The organism is Planotetraspora thailandica (assembly GCF_016863335.1).
Lineage (GTDB): Bacteria > Actinomycetota > Actinomycetes > Streptosporangiales > Streptosporangiaceae > Planotetraspora > Planotetraspora thailandica.
This window is the reverse complement of sequence record NZ_BOOR01000078.1, coordinates 40,780-51,884: the sequence shown is the minus strand read 5'-3', so window position 1 is coordinate 51,884 and position 11,105 is coordinate 40,780. Positions and strand designations below refer to the sequence as shown.

Sequence of the window (11,105 nt, the reverse complement as noted above, 5' to 3'; positions counted from 1 at the left end):
TCGCAGCCCGGCCACTTCGCCTGACCGACCAAGCCCACTCGGACCAAATGACGATCCGCCTCCCTTCTGAAGGACCGTCGGCCGCCCGAGGCAGCCGACCCGACAGGGTGCGGAACCCAGACGCTCAGCTGTCGATGCTGTGGGTGGTCCAGAACGGTGGGTGGTTCAGAACAACGGCAGGTCGTCCGAGGTACGGCCGGCGACCGCACGCAGAGGCCCTGAGATCGTCAGAGGCCGGCGACGGCGCCGATCAGCGCCCGGGGGTCGGCCGCTCCCGCGAGCACGCCAGAGGGGAGGACGTCGATCACGTGGGCGTGCCCGAAGTTGGAGCCGTACTCGACGGCGGTCACGGCGTGGCCCCGCTCGCGCAGGCCGTCGGACCACGGGGCGCCGTCCTCGACCTCGACGACAACCTCGGCGCCTGGCCGCCAGGTGTCGAAGCCGGTCTCGCCGGTGCCGAGCACCCACCGCGGCGCGGCGATGAGCTCTCCCGGCGTCTGGCCGAGGTCCAGCAGCCGGGTGACCAGCTGCAGCAGGATCTGCGGCTGGGCGTCGCCGCCCATCGTGCCGATGACCGAGCGCAGCCTGCCGTCCGGGTGGGTGATCAGGGCCGGGCTGAGCGTGTGCGGAGGCCGCTTGCCGGGGCCGTACTCGGCGGGGTGGCCGGGCGTGAGCGAGAAGCCGATGCCGCGGTTGTGGAGGTTGATCCCCGTACGGGGCTCGAACAGGAGGCTGCCCAAGCCGGCCGCGTTCGACTGGATCAGCGATACGGCCAGGCCGTCGCCGTCCACGACGCACAGGTAGGTGGTGTCGCCCGGAGCGGTGTGGTCCGCGAACGGGGAACGCCGCTCGGGGTCGATCCGTGCCCGCCGGGCGTCGGCCGACTCCAGAGGCGCGGTCGCGCCCTCGTACAGCACGTCGAGCCGGTCGTGCCCGGCCGCGCGCGCCGCCTCGACGAGCAGGTGCGCCCAGCGCGGGTCGGACGGGTCGGAGGGCAGGTCGAGCTTGCCGAGGATCGCCAGCGACAGCAGCAGCAGATAACCCTGGGAGTTCGGCGGGATGGTCCAGATCCGGTGGCCGAAGACCTCGACCTCGATCGGGTCGACCCAGTCCGCGTTGGAACGGGCGAGGTCCGCGGGGGTGTATTCGCCTGCCCCGAGCTCCAGCAGCCCCGCGCCGAACTCGCCCTCGTAGAACGCGGCGCGCCCGCCGGTCGCGATGGCCTCCAGCGTCCTGGCGACTCCGGGGCGGCGGATGACGTCGCCCGCCCGGCGGGCCGAGGCGAAGTCTCCGGCGCCCGGCAGGGAGCCGATGAACTCGCCTCCCGGCGCGAGCAGCGGCGAGCCCGGGAAGCCGCCCGCGGCGAGGCGGACGGCCGGGGCGAGCAGGTCGGAGAGCGGAAGCCGCCCCCAGCGCTCGTGCAGCGCGGCCCAGCCGTCGACGCAGCCGGGCACGGGCACCGACCTGATGTCGTTCAGGTGCGGCATGCGGTCCCGGCCCTCGGCGCGGAGCCGGTCGGGGTCCGCGCCCGAGCCGGCGCGGCCCGACGCGTTGAGCGCCGTGACCGATCCGTCGTGGACGAGGGCGAAGAGGTCGCCGCCGAGCCCGCACATGTGCGGGGAGGTGACGGCGAGGACGGCGTTGGCGGCGATGGCGGCGTCCACGGCGCTGCCACCACGGTCGAGAGTGATCACGCCGGCCGAGGACGCCAAATGATCCACGGTGCATACCATGCCGTTCACGGCGTATCGGGTGTCACTCATGAATCGGGACTCTACGACGAGGTGGGGGCCCGAAGGAGACCGCCCCCTAGAGTGTCCGCGATAGTGACGAAATAGTGACGAAAGATGAGGAGCGACAGTGATCCGGACGCTGGTCTTCGACGTGGGCGAGACGCTGATCGACGAGACGCGCATCTGGACGCGCTGGGCAGACAGGCTGGCCGTGCCCCGGTCGACCTTCATGGGCCTCATCGGCGCCATGGCAGCGGTCGACCGGCCGCTCCGGGATGCGTTCGAGCTGGTCAGGCCGGGCATCGACCTGGACGCCGAGATCGAGGCGTGGCGGGCGGACGACCCCGCCGGCCTGCGGGAGAACTTCGATCAGGACGACCTGTATCCGGACGTGCGCAGCGGGCTGGCCGGGCTGCGCTGCGCCGGGTTCCGCTTGATCGTCGCCGGGAACCAGCCGCCTCAGGCGTTCGACGCCCTCGTAGCGATGGACCTGCCGGTCGACTCCGTCCACACCTCGGCGGCCTGGGGGGTCGAAAAGCCCGATCCCGGGTTCTTCGCCAAGGTCACGGCGGTGGCCGGGCACGCTTCCGAGGAGATCCTCTACGTGGGGGACCGGCTCGACAACGACGTGATCCCGGCCAGGAAGGCGGGCATGCGGGCGGCCCTGCTGCGCAGGGGGCCATGGGGTTTCATCCACTCCACCCGCCCCGAGGCCGCTCAGGCCGACCTCGTGATCGACTCCCTCGACGCTCTGCTCCCCGCCCTCACCCCCAGGGCGTGATCATGCCGCCCGCCTACTCGACCTTGGTGAGATCCCCGTTCTCCGTGAGCAGGCCGAGGTCGTCGCTCCACTGGTATGAGAGGCCGTCGCCCTGGCGTGCCAGCCGTACCGTGCCGGGGACGCACTGTCCGGCATCCTCCAGGCGGAAGGTGAGCGCCGCGGCGGTCACTCCGGTGAGCGAGAGTTTGCCCTCGCAGTCGCCCGAGGTCTGCTTCCACTTGCCGGTGTCGTCGCCCGCGTCCAGGTCGATCTCGAGGTCGTACTCGCTCGTGGCGATGGCCGGAGTCCCGGTGATGTGCCCCCTCCAGGTGCCCGCGAACGCCGCGGGAATCTCACCGTTGCCGTAGCCGTCACCACCGTCGCCGGTGCCGGGAGTGGCCGGGTCGGTATACGTGTCGGTCCCGTGCGTCACCTCGGAGGCGGGCGGCTGCGTGGACTCCCTGGAGACGCCGCCCTTCGAGGAGGGGAGCAGGCTCGGCAGGACCAGGGCCGCCGTGACCACGGCCGCCGCCAGCACGACGAGTCCGCCGATCAGGCCCTTCCGCGACCTGCGGCGCCCGTTCCCCGCCGGTTCGGTGGCGAGCGGCTCGGCCGCCCGCGTGCCGTACGGCGCGGCCGGCTGCGGGTCGTACGGCCCGGGCATCGGCGTGGCTCCCTGCTGCGGGACCGGAGGCTGCGGGACGGGAGGCTGCGCGCCGTACGGCGTCGCCGGCGGCTGTGCCGCCGCGTTCGTGGCGTCGGCGACCGCCGCCCCCGCGGCGAGAGGGTCGGGGGTCGACCCCACCAGACCGAGCAGCAGGTCGCGGGCCGTGGGCCGTGCGGCGGGATCCTTGGCGAGGCACCGCTGCACCGTGTCTCTCAGTGGAGCGGGGACGGCGGAAACGTCGGGGTCGGTCGTCATGATCTGGTGCAGGACGGAGGCGACGGTGCCGCCGTCGAAGGCCCGCTTGCCGGTCGCCGCGAAGACGATCGTGGCACCCCACGCGAAGACGTCGGACGCCGGGCTCGCCGGGCTTCCCGAGATCTGCTCTGGGGCCAGGTAGGCGGGGGTGCCGATGGGGCCCGCCGTGATCGTGTCGCTCTCGCCCTGCCGTGCGATGCCGAAGTCGACCACACGGGGCCCGTCGGGGCCGAGCAGCACGTTGCCGGGCTTGAAGTCGCGGTGCACGATCCCGGCTCCGTGGATCGCCGTCAGGGCGGTGGCGGTGCCGACGGCGAGCCGGTCGAGCTCGCCGCCCCGCAGGGGCCCGCCGTCGGTGACGCGCTGCTGAAGGGAGGGCCCATCGACGAACTCCGTCACGATGTACGGCTCGCTCCGGTCGACCTCGGCGGTCAGCACGCGGGCGGTGCAGAAGGGGGCGATGCTGCGCATCGCGTCCAGTTCCCGGGACAGGCGAGTGCGTACGGCCGGATCGAGCCCGGTCTTGATGAGCTTCACGGCCACCGGCTCGCCGTCCGGGGTGTGACCGAGGTAGACGACGCCCTGGCCACCCTCTCCGAGGCGGGCGCTCAGGCGGAACGAGCCGAGGACGGTGGGGTCATCGGGGTGCAGGGGGGCGACCATGGCCATACGGTAGCGACCGCGGCGGGCTCCGCGCGCATCAGAGTTCGCGGAGCGGGATCGTGTAGGCCAGTTTGCGCCGCCCGGCGTCGCTCAGATGAAGGTGGTCGCCGGAGTCGTAGGCCGGGGCCAGGCGGTCGGGTGCGCCGGGGCGGCGTACCGCACGGTCGAAGTCGACGACGGTGTCGAAGGCGCCGCTCGTCCTGATCCAATGGTTGACCTGCTGGCGGAGCCGCTCCTTCTCCCTGGCCCAGGAACCGGCGCCGCGGAACGGCGTGAGCGTGGCGCCGATCACCTTGAGCTTCTTCGCGTGAGCCTCCCTGATCAGCTTTTTGTATCCGTTGATCAGCGGTTTGGCCGACGTGTAGGAGCCCCGGGCGATGTCGTTGATGCCCTCGTAGACGATGACGGTCCGCACGCCGGGCTGCGACAGCACGTCGCGCTGGAAGCGGGACAGGCCGCTCGGCCCCGTGGTGGGAAGCAGAACCCGGTTCCCCGCGATTCCGGAGTTGAGCACACCGAGCGTCTCGGAGGCGTCCACGAGCCGGCGGTGCAGGAAGTCGGTCCAGCGGCGGTTCACGTCGTTGGCCTGGCCCGTCCCGTCGGTCAGGGAGTCTCCGAGCGCCACGACCGAGCGCACGTCGGAGTCGGCCTGCACGGTGAGGCGGTCCACGAAGAACCACTGGTTGCTGACGTAGGTGAACTCGTCCGCCGACTCGTCGGCCGCGTGGTCTCCGGGGCCGGACATGTACGTGGTCGCGTACGCGCGATCGTGACCGGTCACCCCCTGGACGTACTCCGGCACGTAGACGCTGATCGCGACGTCCTCGCCGCCGGCGACCGGCTCGTCGAGCGGGTCGCTCCACACGCCGGCGCCCGCGGGCACGGTCACCGAGGACCGGCCGCCGAACGTGACCGGGCGGTTGCTTCCCGCCTCGATCCGCCCGCCTGTCCCGTGTCTGCCGAGGTGCACGTTCTCGAATGTCACGGGAGCACGGCCGTACGCGTTGGACAGGTGCACGCGCACGGCGGGGCCGCCGATGCTCACCCGCACGACCATCCGGACGGTCTGGCCGCCGACGGCCGTGAGGATCGCGTTGCTCGCCGTCGACCACGAGCCGACCATGTGCTGCGGCTCTGTCTCAGGTACGGCGGGCGGCGACGCCACCGGTGGCGACGGATTCGGAGTGGCCGGACTGTTCGGGCCGCCCGCCTGCGCCGGCGCAGGCGCGGCAGCAACGGTCACGACCATCGACGACGCGAGAGCCAGGGTCGCCACGGTCAGCCGATGAGCCGGTCGTGCCATCCGGTTCCTCCCCGAAGAGGCGCGCCTCGGATCAAACCGAGACGGATCTGCGGGGCCATACATTACCCATGTTTTGTGCAGTGCAGACGATCTACGGCCTCTCGCCGCGCGAACGTAGATCGATTCTGCTTGAATCACGGGTGAGACGCGGTCATCTTCGCGGCCCTCGACGCGCTCGGGGCCACGAAGCCACGAATGCCCCCGAAGGAAACGACGGATGCGCCGCTCCGACGACAAAGCCCTTGCCCGCCGCCGCCCGTCGATCGCGGGTCCCGCCACCGTGGGGACCCTCGCCGCCGTCGCCAGCGCTCTCGGCACCTCGCTCGGCATCTTGAACTTTCCGGTCACGGCCCGTATCGCGATCACCGTGGTCGTCGCCCTGCTGGCCGGCTGGCTCGCCTGGATCGCCGCGGCGCCCCGGCCCGACACGCGGCGGCCACCCCTCCCGGACGCGGTTCCAGCCCCGGGCCAGCTGCCCCCCGCCATCGCGCATTTCACCGGACGTGGCGAGGTGCTGGCCGAGTTGCGCGAGCGGTTCGCCGATCGCGGCGGGGACGCGCCGCTGGTGGTGTCGATCTACGGCCAGGGCGGGGTGGGCAAGTCGGTCCTCGCGACCAAGTTCGCGCACGAGATCATCAACGCGTTTCCCGACGGTCAGCTGTACTTCGACCTGCGAGGCCCGGACGGCACCGCCAAGCCGGAGGACGTGCTGCTCGGGTTCCTGCGCGCGCTGGGGGTGCGTCTCACCACGGACCCCGGCGGGCTGGCGGAGCTGCAGAAGCTCTGGTGGACGTGGACGAAGAATCGACAGATCCTGATTTTTCTGGACAACGCGCAAAACGGTGATCATGTTGCGGCGTTGATCCCGCCGGAGCCGCGATGCGCGGTGATCGTGACGTCGCGGCAGCCGTTGTTCCTGCGCAATCGGCACGACCGTCAACTCGGGGCGTTCACCGAGGCGCAGGGAGTGGAGTTGCTGGCCCGGCTGGCCGGCGACGAGCGGGTGGCGGCCGACCTGGACTCCGCGCTGGCCATCGTGCGGTTGTGCGACCGGCTGCCATTGGCGATCAGCATCTGCGGCGGCCGGCTGGCGACGCGGGAGAACTGGACGCTGCGGGAGCTGGCCGACCGTCTCGGCGACGAGCGGCGCCGGCTGGACCATCTGGAGCTGGGCCGCAAGATCGACAAGAGCGTCCGTGCGTCGCTGCAGCTCAGCTATGAGGACTGCACCGACGTCCAGCGCCGCCTGCTGCGGCTGATGGGCCTGCTCACCGCGCCCGACGTGCAGGGGTGGGTGGCCGGCGACCTGCTCGACACCTCGGAGCTGGACGGCGCGGACCAGCTCGAAGCTTTGGTCGACACCCAGCTCGCCGAATGCTCCGGCCAGGACGCGACGGGGGCGATGCGCTACCGCCTGCACGATCTGGTGCGGTTGTTCGCCCGCGAACTCGCGGCCAAGGAGGAACCGGAGGCGCAGCGGCGGGCGGCGATCGAGCGGGTGCTGTCGGGCTATCGGCGACGGGCCGAGAGGGCGGCGACGGACCGCTGGCCGCAGGACTGGCGGCGCCGGGGCGTACGGCGGGGCCCGGACACGGGCAGGCCGGCGTCGGAGGCGGAGACCTCGTCGGCGGGATGGTTCACCGCCGAGCGGGTGGCCCTGTTGTCGGCGATCCACCAGGCCCGCTCATCGGAGCTCTGGGATCTGGCGTGGGGCACGGGCCGGGCCTTCTGCTCGCTGAGTCACTCGCTGCGGGCGTACTGGTCGGACTGGAAGGCCGTCGCCGACATCGTCTGCGAGGCGGCCCCTCTGGCCGACGATTCCCGGGCCCCGGGCATCGCCCTGCTGGAGCGAGCCGCCGTCGTCGGCGGCCTCGGCCGGTCGCAGGACGCGCGGCAGGACGCCGAGCGCGCACTGGAGATCTTCACGGGCCTGGGGGAGACCTGGTGGGCGGCGCGGGCCACCCGGACGATCGGCATGACCCTCTTCAGCGACGGCAACCTGGACCGCGGCCAGGGCTACCTGATCGACGCCATCGCGGCCTTCCGCGCCGAGGACGACCGGTGGTGGCAGGCCAGGACCCAGCGCAACCTGGCCGAGCTGCGGCTGGCCCAGCGCCGGTACGGCGAGGCCCGGCAACTGCTGGAAGACTCCCTGGGCGTCTTCCAGTCCGACGGCAACCGGTACTCCGAGGCCCAGACGCAGCGCGTGCTCGGCGAGGTGCTCGCGGCCGAGGCGCGCGCCCTGGCGAGTGAGGGGCGGACCGCCGACGCCGAGCGCAGGTTCATCCTGGCCGGCAACGCCCTTCGCTTCGCGATCAAGGCGTTCCGCGACCGCCACGAGGAGTGGGAGGAGGCCCGATGTCTGCGGGCCGCGGGCGAGATCGGCGACCCCAACAACGGCCTCCAGGAATACGTCTCCATGCGCCGGGCCAAGGAGAAGCTGGCCAAGCTCGGTGACTCCTGGGGCGTCGCCAGGACCGGGCTGTCCGAAGGGCAGGTGCTCGCCCGGCTTGGCCGTACCTCCGAAGCCGTGCTCGCTCTCCGCGGCGCCGTACGCGACTTCGAGGAGCTCGGCGACCGTTGGTGGCTGGCCCGCAGCCTGCGCACGCTCGGGGAAGCCCTCCTCGACGCCGGCCGTCGGCAGGAGGCGCGCGAACCCGTGGAACAGGCGCTGGAGATCTACCGAAGCCTCGCCAACGAGGCCGGCGTATCCCGCGCCCAGGATGTGCTCGAACGCGCCATGCGTCCCTGATGCCGGGTATGACAGGCGTTCATCGTGGGATCACGCGGCCGTCACATACCTCTGGATACTCTCTTAAGTGATGAACAACAAAGAGCGTTGGATAGTTCTCGACGGTGCTGTCAATGTGCGAGACCTCGGAGGTCTCCCCACCGCCGACGGTGCGACCACGCGGTTCGGGCGGATCCTGCGAGCCGACAACCTTCAGGGGCTCAGCGGAAGCGACGTCACGCGGCTGGTCGGAGAGCTCAAGCTGCGGCATGTCGTCGACCTGCGGTCGGATGCCGAGGTGCGCATGGAGGGGCCCGGCCCGCTCCTGCGTCTCCCCGAGGTCGGCATTCACCACCTCAGCCTGTTCGCCGAAGGCGGCCAGTACACCGACGCCGAGGCCGACACGATCGACTCCCGGGCCCTGCCCTGGCAGAACCCGCAGGACGAGAGGGCCATGGCCGAGCTGCGGGTGACCGGCTACTACTACGGCTACCTCCGTGACCGCCCCGACTCCGTCGTCCACGCCCTGCGCGTGCTCGCGAAGGACGACGGCATGGCGCTGGTCCACTGTGCCGCGGGCAAGGACAGGACCGGTGTGGTGAGCGCCCTGGCGCTTGCCGTGGCCGGGGTCACCAAGGACGCGATCATCGCCGACTACGCCGCCACAGGCGAGCGCATCGAGCTGATCCTCGCGAGGCTGCGCGCCAGCGAGACCTACCGGACCGACCTGGACGGCAAGCCGGCCGACAGCCACCTGCCGCGGCCGGAGTACATGGCGCAGTTCTTCACGACCCTGGAGAACCGGTTCGGCGGGCCGCTCGGCTGGCTCGACGCCCACGGGTGGACCGAGCGGGACACCGAGGCCATGCGCACCCGCCTGCTCGTCTGAGCCTCTTCGATCAGGCCCCGGTGGGAGCCTCATTCAAGGTCTCGGTCAGGGCCACGGTCTGCCCGGTGGCCGCCGAATGCGCGGCGGCCTCCAGCACCGCGATCGTCTCGATCGCGCTGCCAGGGGCGACGGGAGGCGGCGCGCCCTCCAGGAGGGCCGCCGCGACGCCCGCGTAGAACTCCTGGTAGGCGCCCGGCTCGGTCGCGACCGTACGGACGTCGTCCCCGGCGCCGAACGTGCCCCAGCGCTCCGGCGGTTCGGTGCCCCAGCCGTCGTCGCCGGGCCGTGCACCCGCACGCAGGCGCTCCTCCTGGAGGTCGAGCCCCCATTCGACGTACGCGCCCGCCGACCCGAGCACCCGGAACCGGGGGCCGAGGTCGGCCGCGACCGCGCTCATCCACAGGTGGGAGCGTGTTCCGCCGGCATGGGTGAGCGCGATGAACGCGTCGTCGTCGGCCCGGACCCCGGCCCGCCTGACATCGCTTTCCGCGTAGACGTGGGTCACCGGTCCGAACAGCTGCAGCGCCTGGTCGGCCAGATGGCTGCCGAGGTCGTAGAGCACGCCCGCGACGTCGTCGGCGCCGCCCATCTCGCGCCAGCCGCCCTTCGGCACCGGGCGCCAGCGTTCGAACCGCGACTCGAACCGGCGCACCTCCCCGAGCTCCGGCAGCAGCCGGCGGATGGTGAGGAAGTCGCCGTCCCAGCGCCGGTTCTGGAACACCGTCAGCATCACACCGTGGTCGTCGGCCAGCCGTACGAGCTCGCGGCCCTGGGCGGCCGTGCCCGTGAGTGGTTTGTCCACTACCACGGGCAGGCCCTGCTTGATCGCCTCCTGCGCGAGCGGCACGTGGGTGCTGTTGGGCGAGGCGATCACCACGAGGTCGGAGCGGGACCACAGGTCGGAGGCGGAGCCCACGACCTCGGCGCCGGGGTGGGCCTGCCGTACGAGATCGGCCTTGGCGGGGTCACGGGTGACGACGGCGGCCAGGCGCAGGCCGGGGGTGGCGGCGATCAGGGGCGCGTGGAAGAACGAACCCGCAGGGCCGTAACCCACCAGCCCGACGCGGATCTCAGAAGTCGGCATGGGGAAACTTTACGTGGGATGTATCAGTTGTCGTGGTCGTCCCGTTCGGCGAGGAAAGCCTCAAACTGGGCGGCCAGTTCGTCGCCGGTCGGCATCGGGGTGCTCTCAGCGAGGAGGCTCTCCCGCTGGGTGCCGGTCTGGAAGGCGTCGTACTGCTGCTCCAGGCCCTGGATGGCGCCCGACAACTCGGACGAGGCGCTGATCTGCTCCTCGATCTGCTCGGTGGTCTCGGCGGCCGCACCCAGGAGGTTGTCCATGGGGAACACCAGCCCGGTGCCCCGGGTGATCGCCTCCAGCGCGGCGACGGCCGACTGGGGGTATTCGGCCTGGGCGAGGTAGTGGGGCACATGGATCGCGTACCCCAGCGCGTCGTGACCCTTGGAGCCGAGCCGCAGCTCGATCAGGGCTGCCGCACTGCCCGGCACCTGCACCCTGCCAAAGGGGCTCGGTTGCCCGGAGACGAGCTCGCCGCGGCTGGCGTGGGCGGTCAGGCCGAGCGGGCGGGTGTGGGGGACGCCCATGGGGATGCCGTGCACGGTCACCAGCTTGGCGACCTTCAGCCGGGTGGCGAGCATGCCGACGGCCTCGGTGAACAGCTCCCACTCCCGGTCGGGTTCGGGACCGGTCATGATCAGGAACGGCGTGCCGGTCACGTCATGGGTGAGGTAGACCGCGAGCTCCGGCCCGTCGTAGTCGACCCAGTGGTCGGAGTCGAAGGTCATAACGGGCCTGCGGGATCGGTAGTCGAGGAGCCGGTCCACGTCGAAGGTCGCCACGACCCGGTGCTCCAGCTCCGCGAGAAGGTGCCCGAGAGCGAGCCTGCCGGCGCCTCCCGCGTCCACAAACCCCTCGAAGTGGTAGAGCAGCACCGGATCGGTCAGCTCGGGAACATCTCCGTCGAGCCGGTAGAGATCCGTGGGGTCGAACACCGTGTTCCAGCCTTTCTCAGAGGGGTTCTTTACCTACTGCTACCTAGTGAACCCCTGGCGAGCCGCCTGGATTCCGCGCGGTTGTGGGTGA

At 71.5% G+C, this 11,105-nt stretch carries 8 protein-coding genes; 3 read left to right on the top strand and 5 right to left on the bottom strand.

Annotation, left to right across the window (positions count from 1 at the left end; genetic code table 11):
- Positions 1-227: 227 nt before the first annotated feature.
- The gene (locus Pth03_RS37340; protein ID WP_203949213.1) at positions 228-1,763 is read right to left on the bottom strand and encodes a gamma-glutamyltransferase family protein; all 1,536 of its coding nucleotides are present in this window, start codon (positions 1,761-1,763) and stop codon (positions 228-230) included.
- 97 nt (positions 1,764-1,860) lie between these two features.
- On the opposite strand from Pth03_RS37340, the gene Pth03_RS37335 reads away from it, so the two are divergent.
- Positions 1,861-2,514: an HAD family hydrolase gene (locus Pth03_RS37335; protein ID WP_239119673.1), complete on the top strand. Its 654-nt coding sequence runs from the start codon at positions 1,861-1,863 to the stop codon at positions 2,512-2,514.
- A gap of 13 nt (positions 2,515-2,527) precedes the next feature.
- Here the strand turns inward: Pth03_RS37335 and Pth03_RS37330 are convergent, their stop codons facing one another.
- Together Pth03_RS37330 and Pth03_RS37325 are read right to left on the bottom strand one after the other, a co-directional pair.
- Entirely contained in the window at positions 2,528-4,078 is a 1,551-nt protein-coding gene (locus tag Pth03_RS37330) for a serine/threonine-protein kinase (protein WP_203949212.1), read from the bottom strand.
- A gap of 37 nt (positions 4,079-4,115) precedes the next feature.
- Complete coding sequence (locus tag Pth03_RS37325) at positions 4,116-5,381, bottom strand: SGNH/GDSL hydrolase family protein (RefSeq protein WP_203949211.1); 1,266 nt, start codon at positions 5,379-5,381, stop codon at positions 4,116-4,118.
- A 217-nt stretch (positions 5,382-5,598) separates the two neighbouring features.
- Here Pth03_RS37325 and Pth03_RS37320 point away from each other — a divergent pair, with 217 nt between their 5' ends.
- Together Pth03_RS37320 and Pth03_RS37315 are read left to right on the top strand one after the other, a co-directional pair.
- Positions 5,599-8,133, top strand: coding sequence for a tetratricopeptide repeat protein (locus tag Pth03_RS37320; protein ID WP_203949210.1), 2,535 nt, complete (start codon positions 5,599-5,601; stop codon positions 8,131-8,133).
- Positions 8,134-8,203: 70 nt separating this feature from the next.
- Entirely contained in the window at positions 8,204-9,001 is a 798-nt protein-coding gene (locus Pth03_RS37315) for a tyrosine-protein phosphatase (protein ID WP_203949209.1), read from the top strand.
- Between the two features lie 10 nt (positions 9,002-9,011).
- Here Pth03_RS37315 and Pth03_RS37310 read toward each other — a convergent pair whose 3' ends face one another.
- Complete coding sequence (locus tag Pth03_RS37310) at positions 9,012-10,085, bottom strand: Gfo/Idh/MocA family oxidoreductase (protein ID WP_203949208.1); 1,074 nt, start codon at positions 10,083-10,085, stop codon at positions 9,012-9,014.
- Positions 10,086-10,108: 23 nt separating this feature from the next.
- Positions 10,109-11,014 carry a proteasome assembly chaperone family protein gene (locus Pth03_RS37305; RefSeq protein WP_203949207.1) on the bottom strand — a complete coding sequence of 302 codons (906 nt, stop codon included), beginning with the start codon at positions 11,012-11,014 and terminating at the stop codon, positions 10,109-10,111.
- Between the last annotated feature and the right edge of the window lie 91 nt (positions 11,015-11,105).

Bases quoted from the DNA above. Each gene is read 5' to 3' on its own strand.
- Pth03_RS37340 (WP_203949213.1), bottom strand. From the start codon at position 1,763: ATGAGTGACACCCGATACGCCGTGAACGGCATGGTATGCACCGTGGAT.
- Pth03_RS37330 (WP_203949212.1), bottom strand. From the start codon at position 4,078: ATGGTCGCCCCCCTGCACCCCGATGACCCCACCGTCCTCGGCTCGTTC.
- Pth03_RS37325 (WP_203949211.1), bottom strand. From the start codon at position 5,381: ATGGCACGACCGGCTCATCGGCTGACCGTGGCGACCCTGGCTCTCGCG.
- Pth03_RS37320 (WP_203949210.1), top strand. From the start codon at position 5,599: ATGCGCCGCTCCGACGACAAAGCCCTTGCCCGCCGCCGCCCGTCGATC.
- Pth03_RS37315 (WP_203949209.1), top strand. From the start codon at position 8,204: ATGAACAACAAAGAGCGTTGGATAGTTCTCGACGGTGCTGTCAATGTG.
- Pth03_RS37310 (WP_203949208.1), bottom strand. From the start codon at position 10,085: ATGCCGACTTCTGAGATCCGCGTCGGGCTGGTGGGTTACGGCCCTGCG.